At 34.6% G+C, this 25,448-nt stretch carries 28 protein-coding genes and 1 other annotated feature; of the genes, 2 read left to right on the plus strand and 26 right to left on the minus strand.

The annotated features are described in order from the left end of the window. Positions 1 to 124: 124 nt before the first annotated feature. From rpsU to EDD63_RS09110, 14 genes are all read right to left on the minus strand, one after another. The gene (gene rpsU / locus EDD63_RS09045) at positions 125 to 304 is read right to left on the minus strand and encodes a 30S ribosomal protein S21 (RefSeq protein ID WP_067423774.1); all 180 of its coding nucleotides are present in this window, start codon (positions 302 to 304) and stop codon (positions 125 to 127) included. A gap of 79 nt (positions 305 to 383) precedes the next feature. Further along, positions 384 to 815 (minus strand): GNAT family N-acetyltransferase, encoded by a 432-nt coding sequence (locus EDD63_RS09050; protein WP_134170652.1) that lies wholly within the window; start codon positions 813 to 815, stop codon positions 384 to 386. Further along, the gene (locus tag EDD63_RS09055) at positions 816 to 2,273 is read right to left on the minus strand and encodes a UDP-N-acetylmuramoyl-L-alanyl-D-glutamate--2,6-diaminopimelate ligase (protein WP_134170654.1); all 1,458 of its coding nucleotides are present in this window, start codon (positions 2,271 to 2,273) and stop codon (positions 816 to 818) included. 10 nt (positions 2,274 to 2,283) lie between these two features. After that, positions 2,284 to 3,561, minus strand: a complete 1,278-nt coding sequence (gene mtaB, locus EDD63_RS09060; protein ID WP_134170656.1) for a tRNA (N(6)-L-threonylcarbamoyladenosine(37)-C(2))-methylthiotransferase MtaB — start codon at positions 3,559 to 3,561, stop codon at positions 2,284 to 2,286. Then, complete coding sequence (locus EDD63_RS09065; RefSeq protein WP_134170658.1) at positions 3,558 to 4,313, minus strand: hypothetical protein; 756 nt, start codon at positions 4,311 to 4,313, stop codon at positions 3,558 to 3,560. The genes mtaB and EDD63_RS09065 overlap by 4 nt, the downstream gene beginning before the upstream one ends. Before the next feature lie 9 nt (positions 4,314 to 4,322). Continuing rightward, positions 4,323 to 5,045, minus strand: coding sequence for an RsmE family RNA methyltransferase (locus EDD63_RS09070; protein ID WP_134170660.1), 723 nt, complete (start codon positions 5,043 to 5,045; stop codon positions 4,323 to 4,325). A gap of 33 nt (positions 5,046 to 5,078) precedes the next feature. Beyond that, the gene (locus EDD63_RS09075; RefSeq protein ID WP_134170662.1) at positions 5,079 to 5,522 is read right to left on the minus strand and encodes a MarR family winged helix-turn-helix transcriptional regulator; all 444 of its coding nucleotides are present in this window, start codon (positions 5,520 to 5,522) and stop codon (positions 5,079 to 5,081) included. A 55-nt stretch (positions 5,523 to 5,577) separates the two neighbouring features. Beyond that, a complete protein-coding gene (locus tag EDD63_RS09080; protein ID WP_134170663.1) occupies positions 5,578 to 6,309 on the minus strand; it encodes a pseudouridine synthase in 732 nt (243 codons plus the stop codon). Positions 6,310 to 6,312: 3 nt separating this feature from the next. Continuing rightward, positions 6,313 to 6,849 (minus strand): SMC-Scp complex subunit ScpB, encoded by a 537-nt coding sequence (scpB, locus tag EDD63_RS09085; RefSeq protein WP_134170665.1) that lies wholly within the window; start codon positions 6,847 to 6,849, stop codon positions 6,313 to 6,315. A 1-nt stretch (position 6,850) separates the two neighbouring features. Continuing rightward, complete coding sequence (locus EDD63_RS09090) at positions 6,851 to 7,576, minus strand: segregation and condensation protein A (RefSeq protein ID WP_134170667.1); 726 nt, start codon at positions 7,574 to 7,576, stop codon at positions 6,851 to 6,853. 190 nt (positions 7,577 to 7,766) lie between these two features. Then, positions 7,767 to 8,768 (minus strand): Holliday junction branch migration DNA helicase RuvB, encoded by a 1,002-nt coding sequence (ruvB, locus tag EDD63_RS09095; RefSeq protein ID WP_134170669.1) that lies wholly within the window; start codon positions 8,766 to 8,768, stop codon positions 7,767 to 7,769. A gap of 3 nt (positions 8,769 to 8,771) precedes the next feature. Then, the gene (gene ruvA, locus EDD63_RS09100; RefSeq protein WP_134170670.1) at positions 8,772 to 9,347 is read right to left on the minus strand and encodes a Holliday junction branch migration protein RuvA; all 576 of its coding nucleotides are present in this window, start codon (positions 9,345 to 9,347) and stop codon (positions 8,772 to 8,774) included. A gap of 5 nt (positions 9,348 to 9,352) precedes the next feature. After that, positions 9,353 to 10,009, minus strand: coding sequence for an HAD family hydrolase (locus EDD63_RS09105; RefSeq protein WP_134170672.1), 657 nt, complete (start codon positions 10,007 to 10,009; stop codon positions 9,353 to 9,355). Continuing rightward, positions 10,009 to 10,770 carry an exodeoxyribonuclease III gene (locus EDD63_RS09110; RefSeq protein ID WP_134170674.1) on the minus strand — a complete coding sequence of 254 codons (762 nt, stop codon included), beginning with the start codon at positions 10,768 to 10,770 and terminating at the stop codon, positions 10,009 to 10,011. Before EDD63_RS09110 ends, EDD63_RS09105 begins: the two co-directional genes overlap by 1 nt. A 171-nt stretch (positions 10,771 to 10,941) precedes the next feature. Between EDD63_RS09110 and EDD63_RS09115 the strand changes: the two genes are divergently transcribed. Both EDD63_RS09115 and EDD63_RS09120 read left to right on the plus strand, forming a co-directional pair. Next, entirely contained in the window at positions 10,942 to 12,624 is a 1,683-nt protein-coding gene (locus EDD63_RS09115; protein ID WP_134170676.1) for a Na/Pi cotransporter family protein, read from the plus strand. Between the two features lie 64 nt (positions 12,625 to 12,688). Then, positions 12,689 to 13,123 carry a GNAT family N-acetyltransferase gene (locus tag EDD63_RS09120; RefSeq protein ID WP_134170678.1) on the plus strand — a complete coding sequence of 145 codons (435 nt, stop codon included), beginning with the start codon at positions 12,689 to 12,691 and terminating at the stop codon, positions 13,121 to 13,123. A gap of 37 nt (positions 13,124 to 13,160) precedes the next feature. Here the strand turns inward: EDD63_RS09120 and greA are convergent, their stop codons facing one another. The 12 genes from greA to EDD63_RS09180 all read right to left on the minus strand — a co-directional run bounded on the left by greA (position 13,161) and on the right by EDD63_RS09180 (position 25,293). After that, positions 13,161 to 13,637, minus strand: a complete 477-nt coding sequence (gene greA, locus EDD63_RS09125; protein ID WP_134170679.1) for a transcription elongation factor GreA — start codon at positions 13,635 to 13,637, stop codon at positions 13,161 to 13,163. A 69-nt stretch (positions 13,638 to 13,706) separates the two neighbouring features. Then, a complete protein-coding gene (gene mltG, locus EDD63_RS09130; RefSeq protein ID WP_134170681.1) occupies positions 13,707 to 14,759 on the minus strand; it encodes an endolytic transglycosylase MltG in 1,053 nt (350 codons plus the stop codon). After that, entirely contained in the window at positions 14,752 to 14,997 is a 246-nt protein-coding gene (locus EDD63_RS09135; protein ID WP_134170683.1) for a DUF1292 domain-containing protein, read from the minus strand. The genes mltG and EDD63_RS09135 overlap by 8 nt, the downstream gene beginning before the upstream one ends. Before the next feature lie 35 nt (positions 14,998 to 15,032). Next, on the minus strand, positions 15,033 to 15,449 hold the full coding sequence (gene ruvX / locus EDD63_RS09140; protein WP_134170685.1) for a Holliday junction resolvase RuvX: 417 nt from the start codon (positions 15,447 to 15,449) through the stop codon (positions 15,033 to 15,035). Between the two features lies 1 nt (position 15,450). Further along, positions 15,451 to 15,717, minus strand: coding sequence for an IreB family regulatory phosphoprotein (locus EDD63_RS09145; RefSeq protein WP_134170687.1), 267 nt, complete (start codon positions 15,715 to 15,717; stop codon positions 15,451 to 15,453). Positions 15,718 to 15,776: 59 nt separating this feature from the next. Further along, entirely contained in the window at positions 15,777 to 18,407 is a 2,631-nt protein-coding gene (gene alaS / locus EDD63_RS09150; RefSeq protein WP_134170688.1) for an alanine--tRNA ligase, read from the minus strand. A 38-nt stretch (positions 18,408 to 18,445) separates the two neighbouring features. Then, positions 18,446 to 18,633: a binding site (T-box leader), on the minus strand. A 16-nt stretch (positions 18,634 to 18,649) separates the two neighbouring features. After that, complete coding sequence (locus tag EDD63_RS09155) at positions 18,650 to 19,867, minus strand: MFS transporter (RefSeq protein ID WP_166667603.1); 1,218 nt, start codon at positions 19,865 to 19,867, stop codon at positions 18,650 to 18,652. Positions 19,868 to 20,007: 140 nt separating this feature from the next. Next, on the minus strand, positions 20,008 to 20,442 hold the full coding sequence (locus tag EDD63_RS09160; RefSeq protein ID WP_134170692.1) for a hypothetical protein: 435 nt from the start codon (positions 20,440 to 20,442) through the stop codon (positions 20,008 to 20,010). Positions 20,443 to 20,559: 117 nt separating this feature from the next. Beyond that, entirely contained in the window at positions 20,560 to 22,728 is a 2,169-nt protein-coding gene (recD2, locus tag EDD63_RS09165; RefSeq protein ID WP_134170694.1) for an SF1B family DNA helicase RecD2, read from the minus strand. A gap of 3 nt (positions 22,729 to 22,731) precedes the next feature. Next, on the minus strand, positions 22,732 to 23,436 hold the full coding sequence (locus tag EDD63_RS09170; protein WP_134170696.1) for a CPBP family intramembrane glutamic endopeptidase: 705 nt from the start codon (positions 23,434 to 23,436) through the stop codon (positions 22,732 to 22,734). Then, the gene (gene mnmA, locus EDD63_RS09175; RefSeq protein WP_134170698.1) at positions 23,408 to 24,595 is read right to left on the minus strand and encodes a tRNA 2-thiouridine(34) synthase MnmA; all 1,188 of its coding nucleotides are present in this window, start codon (positions 24,593 to 24,595) and stop codon (positions 23,408 to 23,410) included. The genes EDD63_RS09170 and mnmA overlap by 29 nt, the downstream gene beginning before the upstream one ends. Before the next feature lie 65 nt (positions 24,596 to 24,660). Further along, positions 24,661 to 25,293, minus strand: a complete 633-nt coding sequence (locus tag EDD63_RS09180; protein ID WP_134170700.1) for a GyrI-like domain-containing protein — start codon at positions 25,291 to 25,293, stop codon at positions 24,661 to 24,663. Positions 25,294 to 25,448 lie beyond the last annotated feature (155 nt).

The following is a 25,448-nucleotide window of genomic DNA, read 5'->3' on the forward strand; positions in this document are numbered from 1 at the left end:
CTCTCCTTCAACTTTTGACTAGTTCTACTTTTTACTTTGCCAATTTCCATTGCAGTTTGAGGACTATATGCATGACTGCCCGTCACACAAAAAAACACACCTTTCGATGTGTTTCACTTTGAAATTATTTTCCGCGGCGAGCTTTACGAGCTGCTTCAGATTTCAATTTACGACGAACTCCCGGTTTTACATAGAACTCACGTTTACGTGCTTCAGCAAGGGTACCGTTTCTTGATACTTGACGTTTAAAACGACGTAAAGCGTCATCAAGCTGTTCGTTTTCTTTTACGATAACTTTTGGCATGGGTCTCAACCCTCCCTTCTGAATTACTAGGCTAATTATATACAATACGCGCAAAAAATGCAAATGTTTTCAATTATAATTACTTGTTTTTTTGATTTTTTAGACGTTTTACTAAATAATATCGTGTGGTTCCTGCAAATGGTACATCTTCTAGCTGTCCAAAAACTTGAAACCCTTGTTTCTCATAAAATGGTTTTGCTTGAAAGGATTGTGTGGTAACAGTAAGCGTATGACAGTCGTTATGTAAAGCAAAGTCTTCTACTACTTGTATCAATTTTTGACCATACCCTTTGCCTTTTGAAGTTGCATGTAGTGCCAACAAAGAAATATGTAGTTCCTTTGCATGAATATTTCCAGTAATACCACCTTGATACACCCCATCTTCATAAAGTGCGTATGAAAAGGATTGATTTTGCACTTCTATAAAGAAGTGTTCACTTCTTTGTGCATCCAACAAGTTGGAAATTCTCGTATTATTATCTATCAGATCGATATTTTTTATTTCAATCATTTAACTAATGCTACTTCCTAAATAGTAACGACGAATAATTTCACGTGCTGCATTATGATCACCAACCCATGGTGAGCGACCTTCTTCACGATACATAAATACTTCATCACCTTTTCCTAATACAAGAACGGTATCATTAGGATTTGCTTGTTCGATTGCTTGGCGAATTGCACCATAACGATCTTCGATATAAATACTACGTGCATCACCTTGGATCCCCGATTTGATTTGGTTTGCAATTTCACGTGGATCTTCATCACGTGGATCATCTTCTGTCAAAATGATTGTATCGCAAAATTTACTTGCAACTTCTCCAAACACTTTTCGCTTATCCACATCTCTACGACCCGCACTTCCAAAAACTGCAATGATTGATGAATCTTCAGGTGTAATAGAAGTCGCAAATTGGAATATCTTCTCTAAACCATCTGGTGTATGTGCAAAATCAACAATTACATTAAATGGTTGTCCCTCATCGATAATCTCTAAACGACCCTCGATTTGATCAATGGTACCAACATATTTAAGCACTTCCTCAATTTCAATTCCACTTTCAACAATAGCAGCAATCGCAGCTAATAAGTTGTAGATGTTGTATTCAGCAACTAAGTTGGTTGTTACTGGATAGACTTTATCTTTATGTACCAAGGTAAATGAAGATTCCTTCATTGATAAGTGCAAGTTTTTTGCAAGGTAATCACATTCATGATGAATTCCATATGTAACAACTTTACCATGGCATACATTTGCTAGTTCTGTATATTTTGGATCATCAACATTTAGTACACTAATTCCATCTTCTTTTAAATTACTGAAAAGTTTGCTTTTGGCATGAAAATAGTTTTCTATTGTCCCATGGAAGTCTAAATGATCATATGTAAAATTCGTAAATACAGCAATATCAAAATCAATTGCATCTACACGGTGTTGTTCCAAGCCATGACTACTTACTTCAAGCGCTACTGCCTTTACACCATCATCTACCATATCGCGTAATGTACGATTTAAAAAGATGGCATCTGGTGTAGTCAGATTTGGTTGCATTTTTACGTTTTTATACTCAATTGAAATCGTACCAATATATCCACATGGGGCAAAATGATCATAAATATCTTTGATGATATTAGTGACTGTGCTTTTCCCATTGGTTCCTGTAACCCCAAACACTTTTAGTTCTTCACTAGGATAATGATAGAATTTGTTGATTACTTGATTTAGTGCAGTATCAACATTTTCAACCTTAATATATACAACATCATCTAAAAATGTCTTGATATCTTCACTGTGTACAATTGTTTTCGCACCCTTCTTTACTGCTTGTTTAATGAACTTATGTCCGTTTGTCATAATTCCATCTAGGCAAAAAAACATTCCGTTTTCTTTTACACTTCGTGAATCTGTGTATAGTCCACTAACTTCTATATCCGGTGCATCTTTAAATATCTCAGATAATTTCATTTGACTCTCCTTATTTTGCGACAAGTATATCACCATCACGACCTGTCGCTTTTACGACAACCATTTGGTTGACAAGTTGCTTGTCTGCTTTCACTTTGACTTGGATATACTCACTACTATGTCCATAAGCATAACCGTCTTTTTCATATTCAAATAAAACTGCAAGTTCTTGATTGATAAAACTATCAAGATACGTTGCATATTGTTGCTTACTTTGTTTACTCAATAAAGCACATCGCTCTTTTTTTATGGTTTTTGGTAAGTGATTTTTCAATGTTTCTGCTTTTGTTCCATCACGTTTTGAGAATGGAAATACATGCAAAAATGAGAAATTTACATCACGTACAGTCTCTACGGTTGTTGCTACATCCTTTTCACTTTCTCCAGGAAAGCCCATAATCATATCACTGCTTATAGATATTGTAGGCATGATCTTACGAATCTGTTTTACTTTTTCTTTAAATGCATCGATACGATATGGTCGATTCATCGCTTGTAAGATTGTATCACTTCCTGATTGAATGGGAATGTGTAAATGCTTTGCAATTTTATCCTCACTTGCCATAAGTTGTAACATCTCATCTGTTATTTCATTCATTTCAATTGATGAAATACGGATCCGCAACAAGCCATCAATTTTCACCATCTCTTTTAATAAAGAAACAAGGTTTTGCGTATTGCCATCACCATAACGACCTGTATGAATTCCTGTTAATACAATTTCCTTATGTCCACTTGCTACCAGTTGTTTTGCTTGTTTGATTGCCTGTGGTAACTCAATAGAACGTTCTTTTCCTCTTGCATATGGAATAATACAATAGCTACAAAATTGATTACAGCCATCTTGGATTTTTAAAAACGCACGTGTCTTTTCATGAAATTGTTGCACGTGTAATGTTTCAAATGTCTGTAAATCATCATAGGTTTCCACAATATTTGCTTTTTCTTGTTTTGTAAATGTTTGATCAATTACGGTTGCTAGTTGATCTTTATTATTACTACCAACAAGCAAATCAACATCTAATTGTTGCGCTTGTGCATCACTTTGAACATAACAGCCAACCACACAAATAAATGCATTTGCATTTCTTGTCTTTGCTTGGTTGATTTTTTGTCTTGATTTTTGCGATGCTGTATTGGTCACAGCACACGTATTAATAATATAAATATCTGCAACTTCTTTGAAATCAACTTCTTGATATCCAAGTTGTTGCAGTTGTTCTACATAACTTTCACTTTCGTAAAGATTCACTTTACATCCAAGTGTTGCTATCGCAAATCGTTTCATGAGATTCCTTTCCGTAACATCCCTATTAGTTTCTTCTTTTCCTTTGGTAAAATCAATTGTTCGTCCATTAATGCATTCACAAACACCTCAGTTGAATTATGAAAATAAACATGACTTAATTTCATCAATGTAGCGATATCTACATCTATAGGAAAACTGATATGTTGGACAAGTTTTTGATCTTTAATAAAATACAAACAACGTAATTTTGCATCATACAAAGCAAACATATTTGCTTCTTCATATACTTTTTTTGCACTGCAGAAATCTTCATCATAAAATACGTTTCCATACATTGAAATATCATGCATTGCATTTTCAAATCGTTCCTTATAATATCCATATTTCTTGATATCATAAAGAACCATCTCATTATGATAAATCTCATTCATTCGTTTATCAAAAAATGGTACATAAATAGAAATTCCATCAACAACTCGTTTTGGTAAATTTGGTTCAATTAATTCCACTTCACGATTCATTAAACGTCGTTTCTCATCATAATTTAATGTTGAGTAAAAATCGACCATTTTTACTCGTGTCTCGCTATGGCAATTTTCAAATGCTTGTTTATTCTCAATTCCCTTAGCAATAATTTCATTGTGAAAGTAATCATAAGCATCATGAAATGTATAAGGAATCTTCCACTTCTTAAAAAGTTGTTCCATTTCTTCTTTTTTTGCTTTTACTTCTTTTTGCTTATAGAAATTCTTATCATATGCTTTATGTAATACTTCAAATAATTTGTCCATGCAATACTCCTAATCCAATACGACAAGTGTGGTGTTAATCGCAGCCATTGCAGCTGTTTCTGCACGATAAATTCGTTTACCTAACGAAATCATCTCATATCCTTGTGCTTGTGCATTTTCACACTCTTGTTTATCAAAACCACCTTCACTACCAATGACAATCGTTACAGATTGTACTTCTTTGTTTGCTAGTAAGATATCCTTGATATTTTGACTGATACTATCTGCATCTTCATATGCAAATAGGTTTAATTCACTTTTATATTCATGTAATTGTTTCATTGAGATTGGTGCTGTTACTTCTACTAAGTGATCACGTTTACACTGTTCACATGCTTCAAGTGCTATCTTGTTGTAACGTTCCAATTTCTTTTCTACTTTATCATGCAATTTTACAATAGTTCTGTTAGAAATTAAAGGAATAATCTGATGCACACCAAATTCACATGCTTTTTGAATACACATATCCCAACGCTCTCCTTTGATCATACCTTGAATCAAAGTTACTTTAATGCGTTCTTTATTACTTTTCGTGGGTTCTATAATACGTGCAAATACTTGATTTTGTTGGTAGCTTATAGTTGCTAAAAAGCCAGTTTCACTTGCATCAACAACTTTTATTACACTACCTTCTTTCATGCGCAGTACTTGTTTGATATGTTTTTGTTGCTCTGAAGTAAAATTCACCAAATCATTTACTTTAAGATTTTCTTTAATAAAATACTGTTGCATTATACTCTCCTAATATGCGAAAAAAGGTAGACTCTACCTTTCGTCTTCTTTATATACGCGCTTTAAATTATTCACAATTTTCTTTGTCAGATGAATATAGGCGTCCATTTCTTCATCGGTGAAATTGTTATATTTCTTTGTGATAAATTCATCAAGAATCATGTCAGATTGAACAAGTTGTTTAGTTCCTTGTTTTGTAATTGTTAAACTCGTTGCTCTTGCATCATTTTCATGTGCATGAACTTCGACTAACCCTTGTTTTGCCAAACGACGAATGGATACACCTACAGTTGCACGTGAAATCCCTAGATACTTTGCAATATCTAGTTGCTTACAATTTTCATGTAAATAGATATATGCAAGAATCTCCGGTTGTCCTTGATGTAAATCACACTTTTGCAAGCGCTGATATTTTAGTTTATTTTCCAACCAATCCATTTGTTGTTCAAGATTGAATAACTCTTTATTTTTTAACATGCTCTTTCCTTTTCCTTCGTTTGCAATACAAGCGATTATGTCTATTGTTTGACAATTATGTTTTTGAACCTTCCGTTGCCATTTGTTTTAACTTTTTGACTTCGTATGGTTTTAAAATACGATATTCTCCTTGACGTAAATCATCGACTTTAAGATTTCCAAGTTGTTTACGATGTAAACGTGTTACATGATACCCAAAGTGTTCAATCATACGCTTAATTTGACGATTTCGCCCTTCCACGATTGTTAAGTCCAAAGACATTTGATTTTTCTTGTGATCTTTTTCTGTCACTTTATACTTTGCAGGTAATGTTTTATGTCCATCATCTAAAACAATCCCACTTTTTAATTCCATCAATTGTGGTGGTGTTAAAATACCATTTAATGTAAGATTATACGTCTTTGGTAAATGATATCTTGGGTGAGCGAGTGTATTGGCAAAATTTCCATCATTTGTTAGAATCAAAACTCCGCTTGTATCATAATCCAAACGTCCTACACTAAATAGACGTTCATTGCTATCTACCAATGAAAACACCGTTGGACGATCAAATTCGTCACTATTTGTACACATCGTTTTCTTTGGTTTATTCATTACATAATATACTTTGTTTTCTTTGGTAATACTTTTTCCATCAACTTGAATCGCATCGCCACGTTTTACGATATATCCCATCTCTTTAAGGACAACACCGTTTACTTTGACACGACCTTGTTTAATCATTTCTTCTGCTTTACGACGACTTGCGACTCCACTAGCCGCGATTACTTTTTGTATACGTTCCATTTTCTACCTATTATCGAATAGTTCTTCTTGAACTACTACTTTGTGATCTTCCAATTCTGGCAATTCTTTTAAACTTTGCAATTGGAATGAATCCATAAATTCTTCCGTCACTTCATAAAGGAATGGTCTACCCGGTGCATCTGAGCGTCCACATTCTTTTATCAAACCACGTGCTAATAATTTTCGAATCATCATATCTGCACCAACCCCACGAATCTCTTCAATTTCACTTCGAGTAATTGGTTGCTTATAAGCAATAATAGCAAGCGTTTCTAATGCTGCACTTGATAAAGTTGCCATTTTATTTGATGAGAATAGTTTTGCAGCATATTCATAGACATGTTCTTTACTTACAAATTTATAGCGTCCACCAAAGTGTACCAACTCTACACCATGTTGATTTTGTAAGTATTCATCCATTAAGCTGTCCATATAGGACTCCAATTCATTTTGCTTTATTTCTAATGTTTCTAACAGTTGTTGGTCACTTAAGCCTTCATCTCCTGCTAGAAACAGTAATCCTTCTATAATATCTTGCATCTTAAACTCCTGTAATTAACCAAATTTGGTCATCTTTATCTACACTATATTGAATTTCTTGATTTTTGATTAAATCCAATATTGCTAAAAACGAAACAACAACCATATGCAAAGATGTACAATCATCACATAACTTTTCAAATGATATTTTCCCTTGTACATGTTTTAAACGACTGCGAAGTTGTTCACTTCTTTCTTCGCTACTCATTTCTTGAATGGTCATTTGGGTTTCTAGTGGTTGACTTAACTCAAATCTACGAATTACTCGATTCATCGCTTTAATTAAGTCATAAGGACTTCCTTTGTAGTCCTCAATAGTTACTTGTTTCATATACTTTTCAGCTTCTTGAGAAAGTGGACGTTCCATCATCTTTTGACGACTTTCATAGTGTTTTTCAAATGTCTCACTTGCCTTTTTAAACTTCTCGTATTCCAATAAACGTTTTACTAATTTATCACGTTGATCTTCTTCATATTCTTCTGCGATTTCTACTTTTTCACGTGGTAATAAACGCTTGCTTTTATATTCTAATAAACCTGCAAGTTCACTTAAATATTCGCTTGCAACTTCTAGTTTTAGTGATTCAAATGCATTGATGTATGCAAGGTATTGATCGGCTAGGATATTCATATCCAAATCAAAAAGATCTAGTTGATTTTCTTTCACTAGGTGGAGCATTAAATCAAGTGGGCCATCAAATTGGTCAATATGTATTTCAAAGTCCATATGTTATATCCTTTCCAAATCTCTTATGCTATATAGTATAACAAATAACACACATGCATAAAAGTGTAACGTATGTGTTAATACGTGTGTAGCACTTAAGTATTTTACCATTAATCAATCGATTTGCATAATACAAAATGAAAGGATTCTTTCTTCCTGATAAAATAAAAAACCGATGTAATCACCGGTTTTAAAACAGTCCATCATCATGATGTATTTTTAAGTGTTCATATGCTTTATTAGAGACCATTCGTCCTCGTGGTGTTCGGGTAATAAAACCAATTTGAAGTAAATATGGTTCATAGACATCTTCAAGCGTCGTTGGCTCTTCCCCAATACTACTTGCGATTGCCTCAAGTCCAACCGGACCACCTTTAAAACGCTCAATAATTCCGCGTAAGTACTTATGGTCAACATCATCCAATCCCATATGATCAACTTTCAAACGATCCAAAGCCATAGTTGCAATTTCTAAAGAAATCACACCATCATTCATCACTTGAGCAAAGTCGCGCACTCGACGAAACAAACGATTCGCAATTCTTGGAGTTCCACGTGAGCGCATCGCAATTTCAGTTATTGCATCTTCATGAATTTGAGTTTCCATGACACGCGCAGTACGACGCACAATTTTTTCTAACTCTTCTTGTTTATAGTATGCTAGTTGATTGACAATCCCAAATCGATCACGTAAAGGTGCACTTAAATCCCCTGCACGAGTGGTTGCTCCTACTAGTGTAAAAGGTGGTAAATCCAAACGAATACTACGTACACTACTGTCCTTACCAACAACGATATCTAAACAATAATCTTCCATTGCTGGATACAAGATTTCTTCAACCACTTTACTTAGGCGATGAATTTCATCGATAAATAGTACATCACCAGGTTCTAGTTGCGAAAGAATAGCAGCAAGGTCTCCACTTTTTTCGATGGTTGGTCCACTTGCAGTTTTGATATTTGTTCCCATCTCATTTGCTAGAATGTAAGACAATGTTGTCTTTCCAAGACCTGGAGGACCATATAGCAAAACATGATCTAGTGCTTCATTTCTTTGCTTTGCAGCTTGAATAAAGATTTTTAGATTCTCTTTTAAATCATGCTGTCCAATATATTCATCAAGTGAGGATGGACGTAAACTACTATCATCATCACTATTCATGATATCACCACTAACAATTCTATCTTCCATACGTTATACTCCTTTTTGTTTTGCCATGATGCTAAGTGCTTCCTTAATATAAGCATCAACTGTTGTTGCACTTGATTTACGAAGTTCCTTCACTATCATATTCACTTCTTTTGGCTTATATCCTAAACTTTTTAGTGCATCAATCGCATCTAAGAGTTCATCATTGTCTTTAACATCATCATTTGCTTCTACAAGTTTTCCTTTTAGATCAAGAACGATTTGACTAGCTGCCTTGTTTCCAATACCTGGTAAGCTTTTTAAATACGCCATATTTCCAGATTCAATAGCTTCAACAATGGTAGAAATACCTCCAGCTGCTAATGCATTAATCGCAATTTTAGGACCAATTCCTTTCACGGAAATTAAACGTTCAAATAATTCTTGTTCCTCCAGTGAACAAAAACCAAATAGAATTTGCGCATCTTCACGGATGTGCTCGTATGTATAGATTAGTACTTCTTGTTGAAGATTCAATGTTGTTGGATTTGGCATGAATATTTTATAACCTACCCCATTGCAATCCACAATTGCGTAATCACTTGTATATCGAAAAACCTTACCTCTAATAAATGCAATCATATCTGTTACCTTTCAAATTCTGTAAAATCACGAATAAAAATATCCGCCACTGCTTTAACTTCTTTATTTTGATGCACTGTCAGTATATCTTCTACAGCGCACGTTTGAAATCCTTCTTTTTTAGCCACTTGTAATGCGACTAGTAAATCTTCAAACACCATAGTTTTTTCAATGGGTACATCTAACTTTTTAGCACAAGCTAAAAAGACATCAGGAAACTCCTTGTTTTTTCCAACATCTTTACATGTTAATAAGAAATCAAAATATTTAAGTATTCCAAGGCGATCTAGCGCTAATAAAGCGTGTTCCTTTGTACATGAAGTTGCTATACACATCTTGATGTTGTGTGCTTCTAAATCCGCTAGAAATGCATGAACTCCTGGTTTGGTTGGAATTGTATCACGATACGCCTCCTCTGCCATTTCATTCCAGTCATCCATAATTTCTTCTTTTGTTTTCGGCAACTCAAATCGCTCTAAAAAATAATCCGCACTTTCATTAAATGTCATACTTTTGATATCTTCACTAATTTGATCATCAAATGGAATATTAAATCTTGCAAGATACTCCTTATCAATATCTTGCCATAATCCCATGGAATCCAATAAGGTTCCATCTAAATCAAAAATACATGCACTTGTTTTATGATATGGAAACTTCATTAGTTTGCCTTAATATCCAAAGTTACTGGACAGTGGTCACTACCATATACGTCACTAAGGATACTTGCTCCTACAAGTTTATCTTTTAATTTCTCAGATACAAGAAAATAGTCAATGCGCCATCCTGCATTATTTGCACGTGCATTAAAACGATATGACCACCATGAATATGCCCCTTCTAGATCTGGATAGAAATAACGGAAGGAATCAATCAATTTTCCATCTTCTAAGATATGCGTAAATGAGTTTCTTTCTTCATCAGTAAAACCAGCATTTTTACGATTGGTTTTTGGATTTTTCAAATCAATCTCCGTATGCGCAACATTTAAATCACCACAAATGATGACTGGTTTACTTTTCTCTAATTCCTTAACATATGCAAGAAACGCTTTATCCCATTGCATACGATATTCCAAACGTTTTAATCCTTCACCTGAATTCGGTGTATATACATTAATTAGATAGAACTCATTGAACTCACAAGTGATTACACGACCTTCATTATCGTGTTCCTTGTCACCAATCCCATACGTTACACTCAGTGGTTTAGTTTTGGTAAAAGTGATGGTTCCTGAATATCCTTTCTTTTCTGCACTATTAAAATACTGATAGTATCCATCTGTAAGTATTTCAGCTTGACCTTCTTGCATCTTACTTTCTTGAATACATAATACATCTGGGCTACTTTCTTCAAAGAATTCATAAAACCCTTTATTCATTGCGGCACGAATACCGTTTACATTCCATGAAATTAACTTCATAATACACTTCCTTTGCTTCTATTTACTGTCTTCAATTATACAAGAAAAGCCATTGTTTATCCACTTTTTCAACCATTGTGAAAAATCTTATGGGAAAAGCGAAAGTTTTTGTGTTTTTTTGCTAAAGAAATTGTTAAAATAAGAATAGTCATATTTCGTGGGAGGACTACTATGCTACATTTAGCTACAAGCACACCAACGGTTCAATGGGACTATATCCTTGGAGGATTTGCCCTATTCCTATTTGGAATCGAGTACATGGGTGCTGGTTTAAAAAGCATTGCTGGTGACAAGCTACGTGATTACATTGATCGATATACATCCAAACCTTGGAAAGGTATTATCATCGGTGCAATCATTACGACTGTCATTCAATCCAGTAGTGCCACAACTGCTATTACCATTGGATTTGTAAGAGCAGGACTTATGAAATTAGAACAAGCTGTCGGTATCATTATGGGTGCCAACATCGGAACAACGATTACTGCTTTTCTAATTGGACTTAAAGTTGAAAAGATGTCTCTCATATTCGTGTTTGTTGGGGTACTGATTACATTATTCTCAAAACGAAAGAAACACATTTATGCAGGACAGATATGCCTTGGATTCGGTTTACTTTTCTTTGGACTTCGTCTAATGGGTGATGAACTATCACTATTAGGTGAATTCGAGCAATTCCATGCATTTGCTACACAAATGGCAAAACAGCCATATCTTGGTATGATTGCAGGTACGATTTTAACTGCCGTCGTGCAATCAAGTAGTGCTGTTATTGGGATTGTCCAAAAACTTTATGAATCAGGTGCAATTGAATTAACAGCTGCCTTGCCATTCGTATTTGGAAGTAATATCGGAACAACGATTACTGCCGTTTTTGCCTCAATTGGGGGAAGCGTGCCAGCTAAACGAACCGCCGGAATTCATGTTATGTTCAACGTCTTTGGTACACTTTTGTTTATGATATTCTTAAACCCAGTTACGGGATTAATTAAAAATATCGCAGAAGCACTGGATTTAGCACCAATGATGCAAATTGCCGTTGCACATATTATCTTTAACTTAACCGTTACGATACTTGCCTATCCATTTATTAAGCAAATGGTGTACATTGTAAAACGCGTGATTCGTGGAAGTGATGAAAAAGAAATCGAAATTGACACATCTGGACTTGATCCATTATTAATTCAAACACTTCCTGCTGCAGCAATTAACTCTGCACGTAACGCAACTTTAAAAATGGGTGATTTAGTACAAGAAAAACTAAAAGAAAGTTTAGCGTTCTTCAATACAAAATCAGGAAAACATCGTGAAGGAACACAGCAATATGAAGATGCTGTAAACACATTGGATTCAAAAATTACAGAATACTTAATTCAAATATCACATGAAGAATTAGCACAAGATGATACAGATGCATTAATTGCTAACTTGCAAGTCATTAAAAACATCGAACGTATTGGAGATATTACAATGAATCTAATTGGATTCTATGACCTTGTTTATGATGAAAAACAAGATTTCTCAGATCATGCGAAAGAAGATATTAATGCTATGAGTAATGTCGTAATTGAAATGATTGAATTGACTATGCAATATTACTTTGAACCTGATGAAAGTATTGCACAACAGATTCAAGATAAAGAAAATTATTTAGATATGCTTGAAGAAAAAGGACGTAAACGTCACTTCAAACGTATGTCATCTAATGAATGTAGACAGGATTTAGCTGCAAGTATTTTTGTGGATATCTTAAGTAACTTGGAACGTATGGGTGACCATACATACAACATCATCAAAATGTTGAAAGATCCAACTCCACAACATGAGCCGATAATTCCAGTTGTCGAAAAATAAGCAAAGATAGCCCTTGTGGCTGTCTTTTTTTCTATATATACTATCTATATATTGGAGGTTTTTTATGTTACGAAATATCAAGATAAGCGATGCAAAACGTATTGTGGCAATTAATTCTCTCGCTCTAGGTTATGATGCCTCGTTAACACTCACACAAAATGCTATTAATACTGTACTTACCGATACAAAACATCATATTTTAATCGTATATACGGATAATCTAACGGATACATGTTTAGGCTATGTACATGCTGAAGTATATACAACACTTTATTCAGAAACCATGTTAAATGTACTTGCAATAGCAGTTGATCCATCATCTCAACACAAAGGGATTGGTAGTTGTCTACTACACGCATTAGAAGCAAAAGCAACTGCAATGGATATTCATCGTATTCGACTGGTTTCTAGTGAATTTAGAAAAGCAGCACATGCATTTTATGAAGCAAATGGCTATCACTCTGATAAAATGCAAAAAAACTATCAAAAAAGTTTGTAATAGCATAAAAAAAGTCCATTCATTTGGACTTTTTTAATTATGATAAACTAAGAATTTTTACTTTGTATGGATTTTCAACATTTGTTACTGTAACTGTTGCCCCTACCTTACTATCTAATAATGCAGCAGCAAGTGGTGTAACATTCGATAATTTTCCACTAAATGGATCAGCTTCTACAGAACCTACAATTGTGTATGTTTCTTCTGTATTTGAATCCAAATCCAAAATCGTAACTGTTGAACCTAAAGAAACTGTCTTTTTCTTTGTTTTTGTATCATCGATAATTTCGATGTTTGCAAGCATTCCTTCAAGTTCAGTAATACGAGCTTCTACTCTTGCTTGGTGATCACGTGCAGCATCATAATCCGCATTTTCACTTAAATCCCCTTGGGCACGAGCTTCTTGAAGTTCTTGAATTACGATATTACGTTCTTCATGCACCAAATGGTGTAATTCATCTTTTAATTGTTCATAACCGGTTTGGGTTACTAATACTTTTTCTTGATTTTCCAAGTTCGTCACTCCTTTAGTTTTTCTATTTCGCTTTGGTATTATACCATGTTTTTTATAAAGATTCTATGTTTAATAGTCCAAATACTTTTCGACGTTTGCTAGATGTTCTTCATATGTTTTTGCATAATATACTTTTCCATCCCCTTGTACATCAGCAATAAAATAATAATACTCATGACTTGCAGGATGTAATGTAGCTTCTAATGCTTCTTTTCCTGGATTTAAAATTGGTCCAATTGGCAATCCTTCATACAAATATGTATTGTAAGGCGATTCCACTGTGTACTGTTTTTCGCAATCTAACCAGCTGTCAAATTCATAAAGTGAATAACATACAGTTACACTTGATTCTAGTTTTTGACCAATGTTTAAACGATTGTAAAATACACCTGCTACATTTTCCATATCTTCTTTTGTCGAAGATTCAAATTGCACAACACTTGCAAGTGTCACAATCTCGTGAATACTTAAATCACTAGCTTCAACATCTGCTTTGATTTTTTGGTATTCCACATCGAATTGATTTAAAAATGTATATGTTATATCTTCTAAACTTGCTTCTTTATTGAAATAATACGTTTCTGGAAAAAGGTATCCTTCAAGTTTTACGCGATATGATTCATTAAAGATATCATCGGTTAAAAACTCGTAATGTTTCATCGCTTCTTTTAAGAATTCATCATTATTCCACAATGCTAATAAATCTTCAGCATTTATGCCTAGTTTCTTCTCTAATTCAGCTGCAATGTCTTTTGCCCATATTCCTTCTCTAAACGTGATAAGGACTTCATCATTTTTTATATTTTCAGATTTTGTTAGATAATCTAAAATCTTTGGCGTACTCCAACTTTTATCGATTACATACAGTCCAACAGCAAATGAATCATATCCGTTTAATCTTGCAGATATCTTCGCAAAACTTTCGTTTTTTATGATGCCATCATTTGCTAGTCGATCAATAATTGAACTTTGGTTATCACCATCAACGATTTGGAAGCGAACTTCTTCACTTTTACTACTCACTGGTTCAAGATTGATTTTATACATGGCAAAAGTTGCAATACAGCAAACGATGATAACTGCAACTACACTGACAATAATTAACTTTACTTTCTTAGACACCTTCTGTGTCCTCCGTGAAGGCTAAAATGACTTCTTCAATCATTTCCCACTCTTCATCTGTTTCAACTGGTAGTAAACTTCCTTCTTCGTCGTATACTGAAGCGAAAAGTTCATCATCTACAGGTTGCATATCTTGAAAAACGACATACTTTTTATCACCGTTTTCAAATGTGAATAATATGCGCATTTCCTTTTCGTTTCCATTTTCATCTTGGATAAACATTGTATTTGATTCCATCTTAGCTCTCCTCTAACAAAACAAGGGCTTCCGCCCTAGTTTTTACTATTCAAATAGTCTTGCAAAATCGTTACCGCTGCAAGTTGGTCAATGACCTTTTTACGTTTCTTACGTGAAACATCTGCATGAATTAAGGTACGTTCAGCAGAAACAGTCGTTAGGCGTTCATCCCATAGGACAACATTCATACCATTATCTTCTAAACGTTCTTTGAAATCCATCGATATCTCACCACGTATTCCAACATCACCATTCATATGCTTAGGTAACCCTAAGACAATCGTCTTGATTGACATTTCTTTAGCGATTGCTAACACTTGGTTTAAGCAATCATCATAATCACCATCAGCAAAACGAATCGTCTTCACTGCTGAGGCGATAATTCCCATAAAATCACTAACTGCAACCCCACAGGTTACACTTCCTAAATCGAGTCCTAGTATTTTCTCCATACTATTCTTCATTCTTAATTGCACTTAAGTAAAAACGTACAAGTTCCTCAATGATTTCATAGCGGTCAGCACCTTGAATAATCGTACGTGCATTCTTGTGTGAAGAAATATACGCTGGATCATTTGAGATTAAATAACCAGAGATTTGGTTAACCGAATTATAACCACGCTCTTCTAATGCTTCTTGAACCAAACGTAATGCATGTTTGATGTTATCTTTTTTAAAATCATCAGAAGTAAATGCCATTGTTTGTGTTGTATCTTTCATATTAATACCCCCTTATTCGGATAAGTACATTTTACAATATTTATGGACACTTGGAAAGTTTAATGCGACAATCCAAGCGTTTTCTTTACAGATTCTAGTGCTTCATCAACTTTTGAGGCATCTTTTCCACCTGCTTGGGCTAAATCTGGACGCCCTCCTCCATTACCGCCACAAATTTGTGCAGCTTCTTTTACAAGATTTCCACAGTGAATTCCATTAGAAATTACATCTTTGCTAGCAGCAGCAACAAATACAACTTTGTGCGCATCATAACTAGCTAGGAATACCACAGCTGACCCAAGTTTATCTTTCATCGTATTTGCCATATCTTTCAATGCAGACCCATCAGCACCTTTTAATGCTTTCACAAGAACTTTGTATCCATTCACTTCTTGTGCTTCATTTAACATGTTATCTGCTTGGCTTTGCATTGCTTTTGCTTCAAGTGCACTTAATTGTTTTTGTAAGTCTTTTAGTTCATCTTGTAGTGTTTTTACTTTATCTTCAACACCAACTACGGTTTTCATCTTTAAGTTACTTGCAATTGTTTTTAAAGTTGTTTCACTTTCTTTGAATTCTTCATATGCTGCATAACCTGTTTTAGCAACCATTCGACGAACTCCCGAACCAATGGATTCTTCAGAAACAATTTTAAATACACCAATACTTCCTGTGTGGTCAACATGACATCCACCACAGAATTCCATAGAGACATCACCCATACTTACAATACGAACTTCATCTCCATATTTTTCATCGAACATTGCTGTTGCACCTGTTTTCTTTGCATCTTCAATATTCATGTATTCAATATTTACATCATTATCTAATTCAATAAATGCATTAACTGTAGCTTCTACTTCACGAAGTTGTTCATCACTTACTTTTTCAAAATGCGTGAAGTCAAAACGCAAGTATTCATCACTTACATATGAACCAGCTTGTCCAATATGATCACCGATTACTTTTTTTAGTGCACTTTGTAATAAGTGTGTTGCACTGTGATTACGCGTTGTTAAGACACGTGTTTTCTCATCTACTGCAAGTTCTACAACATCACCAACTTGTAAGGTAACATCTTCTAATTCCACCGTGTGTAAGAATTGTCCTTGCGGTGCTTTTTTTACATCAAGAATTGCATATGCTTGTCCATCATAGTTCATGATTCCTTTATCTGCAACTTGTCCACCACTTTCTGCATAGAAAGGAGTTTGATCAAAGATAACTTCTCCTGTTTCAGTTAATGAATCAACTTTCTTCCCATCTTTGAATACACCAATAACTGTCGCTTTTGCTTGTAAGTTATCGTATCCAACAAATGTACTTTCTTTATCAAAAGCCATTAAGTCAGGTGATTGACTTGTCATAGAACCAGATTCACCACGCGCATTGCGCGCACGATCTCTCTGTGCTTTCATTTGTGCATCAAACCCTTCTTTATCGATGCTCACACCTTCTTCTTCTAAGATTTCTTGTGTAAGTTCATATGGGAATCCATACGTATCGTATAATTTGAATGCAACTTCACCAGAGAAGATTTTTCCATCCATTTTTTCTAGTTCTTCATTTAACAGTTTTTCACCGTGGTTTAATGTCTTGTGGAATGTTTCTTCCTCTGTCTTAATTAGATTTTCATTAAAACTAATTTTATCCATTAAGTATGGATAGTAGTCTTTCATATTTTCAGAAACAATAGATACTAAGTCGTACATAAATGGTTTATCTAAACCAAGTTTAATTCCATAACGAACCGCACGACGAAGCACACGACGAAGCACATATCCACGTCCTGTATTTGCAAACATTGCTCCATCACTTAAAGCGAACACAACTGTACGGATATGGTCAGCAATTACGCGATATGCCATCTTGTATTCCCCTTCATAAGGATGACTTGCAATTTTTTCTACTTCTTTAATAATTGGCATAAATAAATCGGTATCGAAGTTTGTTTCTCCACCTTGAACAATCGATACTAGACGTTCAAGTCCCATTCCTGTATCAATGTTCTTTTGTGGTAGTTCTTTATATTCACTTCTTGGAACTGCTGGATTTGCATCGTATTGTGAGAATACAACATTCCATACTTCGATATAACGATCATTTTCTAATTCTTCAAAGAACAGTTTTTCACCAATGTTTTCTGGATCATATGCTTCTCCACGATCATAGAAAATTTCACTATCTGGTCCACTTGGTCCAGCTCCAATTTCCCAGAAGTTTCCATCTGTTTTTAAAATATGACTTGGATCCACACCAATTTCATTAACCCATGTGTCATATGCAACAGTATCATCTGTATATACAGAAATATACATTTTTTCTTTTTCCATACCGATATATTCTGGACTTGTTAGAAATTCCCAAGCAAAGTGAATTGCTTCTTTCTTAAAGTAATCTCCAATTGAAAAGTTTCCTAACATTTCAAAGAATGTATGGTGACGTGCTGTCTTACCAACATTTTCAATATCATTTGTACGAATACTTTTTTGCGCATTTGCAATACGGTTACTCTTTGGCGTTTCACTACCATCAAAGTATTTCTTTAATGCTGCAACTCCAGCATTAATCCATAACAAAGTAGGATCGTTATGTGGGATTAATGATGCACCTGGTTCAATCATATGTCCATTCTTTGCAAAATAATCCAAGAACAATTGTCGTATTTCATTTCCACTTCTATATTTCATCTTTTTTTCCTCCATTACAATAAAAAAACGTTCCCAATAACAGGAACGTGAATACGCGGTACCATCCTGATTCATAGATTTCTCTATGCACCTTAATTATCTGTATCGTAGATTGTACGTTTAAACTCCAAAGTAGCTTCCCTAGCTTGTTTCTAAAAGCTTTCACCAACCGCTTTCTCTCTATATAGACAGCTTTCTAAGTACTCATCTTCTTCATCGTTTACGTTTGAATTGTAGCATACTTAGACTTGCTTATCAAGGTTTCTAACACTTTTTACAGAGATTCCAAAACCGACAACAACTAGACTTACCACACCAGTTAAAACAAACCATGAAGGTACACCAAAGCCGTTAGTATACATCGCAGCTAAGGCAAGTCCAATTGGTGAAGCTAGTGTCATTAAAGACATAGAAACGCTTGTTACGCGGCCTAAATACTCCGGTTGGATCTTATCTTGCATCAACGCCATAAACGTAGCATTGAAGAATGGTCCACAAAAGCCAAACACAATGGATAAGATTGCAAATACAGTAAATGCATTTGTTGGTAATATTCCTTGTAATATCGTAACAATTGAAAATAAAGCAACAGAACCATAAATCGTAATCATCTTATTCTTTGTGCCTCCCCATAAACCAAGGACAAGTCCACCAACTAACATTCCTACTGCAAACAATGTCTCAACTAGTCCTGCATGACCAATCGTTTTCCCAAAATACTCGGTACTCATTAAAGGAAAGAATGTTCCAATGGGTATCATAAATATCTGACATACAGAAACCAAAATCACGAGATAAAACAATCCTTTATTTGACATTAAGGTTTGTAGACCTTCTTTTGTATCTTGGAATATCATCAATGGTTTTTCTTCCTCATCTAATAAACGCGGAATATGTGTTAAGGCAACACTTCCAATTCCAATAATTGCGCCTACAACATCCAATGATAGGATCAGCCAAAATGGAGCAATTGCATATAGTGCAGCAGAAATTGCTGGACTTAAGATAAATGAAATGGATTGTAATGCATTGGTATATCCATTTGCCTTTGCTAGATAATCTGAAGGCACCATAAGTGGCGTTACCGCATTGATACATGGCTGGTGAAAGGTTTGTCCTAATGATCGTACAAAGATCACCATGTAAATCATCCATGTTGGTAATGAACCACCAAAAGCGATGACAATTGCAAATAATGTTGTTATGGCAATCATACCATCTGCGACCATCATAATAATTTTACGATTGTTGCGGTCTACAAAACTACCAGCAAACGGTCCTAAAAAAGCCATTGGCAAATAGGCAATCATCGTGGCAATCGATAGTGCAGTTGCAGATCCTGTTGTATCTGTGATATACCAAATAAATGCATACTGGACAATTGCACTTGTTAGTAAAGATATCGCTTGACCTGACCAAAGTGTAAAGAAATTCTTTTTCCATTGTTTTACTTCATTCATAAATACTACCTCTTTTCGAGTGTAGTGTATCTTAATACAATCATTCTTACAATCGATATAGACTAAGTGGTAGGTATACATCACCAACAGGTAAAAAAAGGAATGCAAAGTCATCTGCAAACCTTTTTGATATTCATTGATTATGTAAAACTATTTGCTAATTCTAAAACGAGTTCGAGAACTTCATCTTCACTAATTCCGACATCAGCAAGTATATCTTCAAACTGCTTTTTATCCTGTGCGTTTATTTTTTCATCATTTATTGAATACACCAGTGCTTCATTTCCATCAATAATCAAAACCCCATTTTCAATGATTGGATCTTTTTTTGTATCCACTGTAAACTGCAGTTGTACATGTACAGGTTCTTGCTTATCAACAAATTGGTATGTTTCATGTTCCATATCCACCATCGTTATTGATGAGCCTCCCTCTCTAGTCGCTCCAACGTCGAATTCCTTCTTATGAAACAAGGAAACAGTTTGTTTCGTACTCGATGTTGTACATGAAACACATACCGCAAGTAGTAAACTCAAAAATAAAGCTGCTTGTACACGCTTCTTTGTGATTTTCATAAAACATACACCCCCATTTACTATTATCGATTTCATCATAGCATACATCTATACGCATTACTATATTTCTTCATTTCAAAGAAAAATGCTAACCAAACTTGGCTAGCACGATATGTATCAATCAATAACTTCTTTGATTCGTTTTAATAAACTTGTTTTTCGATCTTGTGTATCCAGTCGTGATACTCCTTTTTGTAAGTATTCTTCACTTCCAAGTAATACTAAAGAACGTTTTGCACGTGTAATTCCTGTATAGATCAAACGTCGTTGCAACATATAACTATAGTCTTTTACAATTGGCATAATGACAATTGGATATTCACTTCCTTGCGCTTTATGAATCGAAATACAATATGCATGTGTTAGATTGGAAAATGTCTCTGGTGTATATTCTACAATCGTCCCATCGAAATCAACAATCATACGTGCTTGATGATCAACGGTTTCCTGAGCAGTTACAATCTCAATAACCTTTCCGATATCTCCATTAAAGACATACTCATCAGGTTGGTTTTTAAGTTGAAGTACCTTATCATTTTCTCTAAAGGTACGATAGCCAAAATGTAGCTCGTTTTTTTCATAACTACGTGGATTACACAATGCTTGCATCGCTTTATTAATAGCATCAATTCCTGCCACTCCATTATACATAGGAGCAAGAATTTGAATATCCATTTCATCATAGTTTTTATCCAATGCACTTTGTACAATTTTACCAACAAGTTCTTTTACTTGATAGTTCTCACAAGGATACATCTTTACATCGTTTTCTCCGTGAATGGATGTAATCATTCCCTCTTTTATTTCATGCGCAAGTTCGATTACTTCACTACCTTCACTTTGACGATAAATATGATCAAGACGTGTAATTGGACACAACTTAGATAATAATAAATCACGAAGTACAAATCCAGGTCCTACAGATGGAAGCTGATCTTCATCTCCAATTAGTAGAATACGTGATACCTTTGCACTTGCTTTGATCAAATTATGAAACAGCCAACTGTCAACCATTGAAAACTCATCAACAATAATAAAATCTGCTTCTATTGGATCATGCTCATCTACGGCAAACGTATTACTCTCTAAATCCCATTTTAAGAGCGAATGAATCGTCATTGCATCAATTCCTGCAAGTTCCTTTAAACGTTTAGCAGCACGCCCTGTTGGCGCACACAACGCAATTGTAGAATATGGGAACATCTCTTTATAAATATCAATAATCGCTTTAACAATTGTCGTCTTACCAGTTCCTGGTCCTCCAGTCAAAATCGACAATGGAGATGCAAAGGTTGTTTCAATCGCTTCAATTTGTTTTTCATTATAAACAATCTGCATTTGTTTGGCATGCACATCAATTCGTTCTTTGATTTCTTTTCCTGCTTTTTTTATAAACTCTACTTGAGGAAAATGCGTCAATGTATGTGCAATATTTGTTTCGGCTTCATATTGACTAATATGGTATAGATTTTCATCTTCAACGACAATTTGGTTTTCAAATTCTAAATCACTTAAGTATTCTTCAAATTGTTCTTCTTCAATAAACCCAAACTCTTTTTGAATACGGCGTTGAACATCTACTCGTGGCACATATGTATTTCCTGTATTCATACATAGTTGCATAACTAGAGCACCAATAGCTGCTTTAATCCGTTCAGGATTGTGTGTTTCAAATCCTAGTTTCATTGCGATTTTATCAGCGGTTTTAAATCCAATTCCATCAACATCATAAACCAAACGATATGGATTTTTCTTAATAATATCAATGGCTTGTTTATCATAAATACTTTCGATTTTTAAGATATTTTTTTGACTTACACCAAACTGTGTTAAAAATACAACAGAATCATCCATCGTATTATGAATCCCTTCTTCAATTGCAGTAATCTGCTTTTGCGTTAAACTTGGTATTTGACGTAAGACTAGAGGATCTTCACGAATGATATCAATTGCTTTTTCACCAAGTGCACTAACAATTTTTTGCGCAGCTTTTTTTCCAATCCCACTGAAAAGTGAACTTGAAAAAAAACGAATGAGCGCATCTTCATCACTAGGTAACACTTTTTCATAACTCTCACATGCAAACTGAAGACCATAACGAGGATGTTCTTTATATCCTCCATACAGTCGATACAGTTGGTTTTCTAAGATTTCTGAAAAGTATCCAGTAATTGTAAACTGCTTTTCGTTTTTTTCATTTGTTTTAAACTTTGCGACTGTATAGTGGTCACTTTGAAAAATGATAGCAACAAAGTAACCTTCAATACTCAGTTTGTTTTCATCCATATATCACCTTAACATAAACATTGCTAAAACCGACAATCCATTATAAAATGCGTGTCCAATAATTGGCACATAGATTGAGTGGGTATCTTCATACATTTTCGAGAAAATCACACCTAATAATGCGTACAAAATTATATATGTAAAATCAGCTAAATTTCCTTCAAGTAATGAACTAAATACATGCATTAATCCAAACATTCCACCAGAAACAATTGCAGCAAAGATAAATCCATACTTGCGTAAGCCTCTAAAAATAACGCCTCTAAATACAAGTTCTTCTAAAATTGGTGCAAAAATGACTGTTGCAATTGCTTGCAACACCATATTTTGATTAAACATCGTTTGTACACCTTCTTGATTCGAACTCGTATTTGTCTCTGTTAATAAGCTAATTAGATTTCCAACGATAATGTTAACTAGGTAAAGTAATCCAATACCAATTAAAATCGTACGAAATGCCTCTCCAGCATTAAACTTCGTTTCGCCTTTAAGTAGCGGCAATGCCAGTTTGATAGCAACAATAACACCGATTAAATACGTGAAGAATAATAAATTCACATCACTTGTTGTATGTGTTAATTCCAAAATAATCAAAACAACGATTGGAACAAGAAATAACCATCCGATAAAATACCAGGCAAGTAAACCAAGCATGCGTTTATTTGATAGTAGGTTTTCTTTAAATTGATTTGTCTTTTCTAAATTCATTTACTTTCTCCTTGATTGCTTGATGTACATCCTTGTTTTCGTGGTTGTACACTTCTTCAATCACACCACCACCAAGACAGATTTCTCCATCATAAAATACAGCTTCTTGTCCTGGAGTAACCGCTGCTACTCCTTGCGGATAATATACCATAACTTCATCATCACTAATGATTTTAATTTCTACATCATTATCCTTTTGACGATATCTAAATTTCGCAGTTGCTTTACATGTCTCTGGTCGCTTTTTACGTGAAAACCAGTTTACACCACTTACACGACATGAAGTAGATAATAACCATGGATTATCTTCTTTTGCGGCTACATAAAGTTCATTTGTTTCCACATCTTTTCCAACAACAAACCATGGTCCACCTTCGCCACCAATACCTAAACCTTTTCTTTGTCCGATTGTATAGTAAAGTACACCAACATGTTCACCTAGATCGTTTCCCGTATCAATATCGATAATACGACCATTTTTTGCCGGTATATAGTTTGTTAGAAACTCTCTGAAGTTTCTTTCTCCAATAAAGCAAATACCTGTAGAATCTTTCTTTGTTGCTACATTCAAATCCAGTTCTTTAGCTATTTCTCTTACTCTTGGTTTATCTATATCACCAATTGGAAATAATGCTTTTGCTAATGCATCTTGCGAAACTTGACACAAGAAATACGTTTGATCTTTATTACTATCTGTCCCTCTTAACATCACACTTTCATCATCGTTATGTACGACTCTAGCATAATGTCCAGTTGCGACATAATCAAAACCGTTTGCTTTCGCAAACTTCATAAAACTATCAAATTTTATATATTTATTGCATAAGATATCAGGGTTTGGCGTTCTTCCTTTTTTGTATTCATCAATAAAGTATGTAAATACTTGATTCCAGTACTCTTCAACAAAATCAACACGTAGTAGTTCTAAACCAAGTTTATCTGCTACTTTTTTTGCATCATTGTAGTCTTCTTCCTGTGGACAAATATCATTTTGAATCGTAGGGTTACCTGCAATATCGTTATTTGCATATGCATCCCAATTGCGCATAAATGCACATGTAATATCGTATCCTTGTTCTTTTAGTAAGTATGCTGCTACAGCACTATCTACACCACCTGATAATCCAACCAATATCTTTGCGTTCTTTAAATCTTTCATACGGCTTATATTATACCATAAATGAAAAAAAGTACAGTCTAACCTTCTAGAGTGTACTTGAAATATTATACTTTCTTAATTGGGTGACGAACTACGGTTCGTAAGTTTTCAGGTTTTGCTTTTCGAGGATCTCCTAAATATATTTCATGATGATGACGCATATCATTAATATCAAGTTCGTATCCCTGTTCTTTCATATAGGCTTCCATTTTCGCAATTGTCTTAGGTTCATCATCGTATGGTCCAATATGCATACACTGTACACACATTCCTTCATCATAAACAAAGAACTCAACCCTACTAAAATCTTTACCTTTCTTTTCGGATGCCGTTTTGATTGCCCAAGCTACATCTTCTTCTTTGATAAAATCAGGAAGACGAATCATAGATATATACTCAAATAAATCCTTACGCGTATAATCAAATCCCTTAATGCCTGTTTGCCACCATAATCCTTCTAATGGCGGAACTACATACTTATAATACCCTTCCATTTGATAGTCACTCATATAACTCATTTTCAAAGTGTAAGCAATTCCATATAAGGCTTCCAAACATTGACTATACTCACCGTTTGGATCATTAGGATCTCCTTTTCCTCTTACTGCAATAAATTGCATTTTGGGTACATTAATGATGGTTGGTTTTTTGGGTGGTGTATATAATTCCTTTTCTGTCTTTTTAAAATCTATACTCATAGTCCAACTCCTTTTTTTAAGTATATCATATGAATTTTATATAAACACAAAACAAGACATCCGAAATGGATGTCTAATCAACTGGCGATTTGCTATTTTCACTTGGGCAGGCCAAGCTATCGTCGCCGTTAAAGTGCTTAACTTCTGTGTTCGAG

The sequence above is a fragment of the Breznakia blatticola genome, assembly GCF_004365815.1.
GTDB classification, from domain to species: Bacteria; Bacillota_I; Bacilli_A; order Erysipelotrichales; family Erysipelotrichaceae; genus Breznakia; species Breznakia blatticola.

What these genes read in the sequence shown, in the direction of transcription:
- EDD63_RS09075 (WP_134170662.1), bottom strand. Translation starts at nt 5,522, where the DNA reads ATGTTAAAAAATAAAGAGTTATTCAATCTTGAACAACAAATGGATTGG.
- EDD63_RS09055 (WP_134170654.1), bottom strand. Translation starts at nt 2,273, where the DNA reads ATGAAATTATCTGAGATATTTAAAGATGCACCGGATATAGAAGTTAGT.
- scpB (WP_134170665.1), bottom strand. Translation starts at nt 6,849, where the DNA reads ATGCAAGATATTATAGAAGGATTACTGTTTCTAGCAGGAGATGAAGGC.
- EDD63_RS09160 (WP_134170692.1), bottom strand. Translation starts at nt 20,442, where the DNA reads ATGAAAATCACAAAGAAGCGTGTACAAGCAGCTTTATTTTTGAGTTTA.
- ruvB (WP_134170669.1), bottom strand. Translation starts at nt 8,768, where the DNA reads ATGGAAGATAGAATTGTTAGTGGTGATATCATGAATAGTGATGATGAT.
- EDD63_RS09065 (WP_134170658.1), bottom strand. Translation starts at nt 4,313, where the DNA reads ATGGACAAATTATTTGAAGTATTACATAAAGCATATGATAAGAATTTC.
- recD2 (WP_134170694.1), bottom strand. Translation starts at nt 22,728, where the DNA reads ATGGATGAAAACAAACTGAGTATTGAAGGTTACTTTGTTGCTATCATT.
- ruvA (WP_134170670.1), bottom strand. Translation starts at nt 9,347, where the DNA reads ATGATTGCATTTATTAGAGGTAAGGTTTTTCGATATACAAGTGATTAC.
- EDD63_RS09180 (WP_134170700.1), bottom strand. Translation starts at nt 25,293, where the DNA reads ATGAGTATAGATTTTAAAAAGACAGAAAAGGAATTATATACACCACCC.
- EDD63_RS09050 (WP_134170652.1), bottom strand. Translation starts at nt 815, where the DNA reads ATGATTGAAATAAAAAATATCGATCTGATAGATAATAATACGAGAATT.
- EDD63_RS09080 (WP_134170663.1), bottom strand. Translation starts at nt 6,309, where the DNA reads ATGGAACGTATACAAAAAGTAATCGCGGCTAGTGGAGTCGCAAGTCGT.
- EDD63_RS09090 (WP_134170667.1), bottom strand. Translation starts at nt 7,576, where the DNA reads ATGGACTTTGAAATACATATTGACCAATTTGATGGCCCACTTGATTTA.
- EDD63_RS09155 (WP_166667603.1), bottom strand. Translation starts at nt 19,867, where the DNA reads ATGAATGAAGTAAAACAATGGAAAAAGAATTTCTTTACACTTTGGTCA.
- EDD63_RS09170 (WP_134170696.1), bottom strand. Translation starts at nt 23,436, where the DNA reads ATGAATTTAGAAAAGACAAATCAATTTAAAGAAAACCTACTATCAAAT.
- ruvX (WP_134170685.1), bottom strand. Translation starts at nt 15,449, where the DNA reads ATGGAGAAAATACTAGGACTCGATTTAGGAAGTGTAACCTGTGGGGTT.
- EDD63_RS09070 (WP_134170660.1), bottom strand. Translation starts at nt 5,045, where the DNA reads ATGCAACAGTATTTTATTAAAGAAAATCTTAAAGTAAATGATTTGGTG.
- mnmA (WP_134170698.1), bottom strand. Translation starts at nt 24,595, where the DNA reads ATGAAAGATTTAAAGAACGCAAAGATATTGGTTGGATTATCAGGTGGT.
- EDD63_RS09135 (WP_134170683.1), bottom strand. Translation starts at nt 14,997, where the DNA reads ATGGAATCAAATACAATGTTTATCCAAGATGAAAATGGAAACGAAAAG.
- mtaB (WP_134170656.1), bottom strand. Translation starts at nt 3,561, where the DNA reads ATGAAACGATTTGCGATAGCAACACTTGGATGTAAAGTGAATCTTTAC.
- EDD63_RS09145 (WP_134170687.1), bottom strand. Translation starts at nt 15,717, where the DNA reads ATGAAAGATACAACACAAACAATGGCATTTACTTCTGATGATTTTAAA.
- EDD63_RS09105 (WP_134170672.1), bottom strand. Translation starts at nt 10,009, where the DNA reads ATGAAGTTTCCATATCATAAAACAAGTGCATGTATTTTTGATTTAGAT.
- rpsU (WP_067423774.1), bottom strand. Translation starts at nt 304, where the DNA reads ATGCCAAAAGTTATCGTAAAAGAAAACGAACAGCTTGATGACGCTTTA.
- EDD63_RS09115 (WP_134170676.1), top strand. Translation starts at nt 10,942, where the DNA reads ATGCTACATTTAGCTACAAGCACACCAACGGTTCAATGGGACTATATC.
- alaS (WP_134170688.1), bottom strand. Translation starts at nt 18,407, where the DNA reads ATGAAATATAGAAGTGGAAATGAAATACGACAATTGTTCTTGGATTAT.
- EDD63_RS09120 (WP_134170678.1), top strand. Translation starts at nt 12,689, where the DNA reads ATGTTACGAAATATCAAGATAAGCGATGCAAAACGTATTGTGGCAATT.
- EDD63_RS09110 (WP_134170674.1), bottom strand. Translation starts at nt 10,770, where the DNA reads ATGAAGTTAATTTCATGGAATGTAAACGGTATTCGTGCCGCAATGAAT.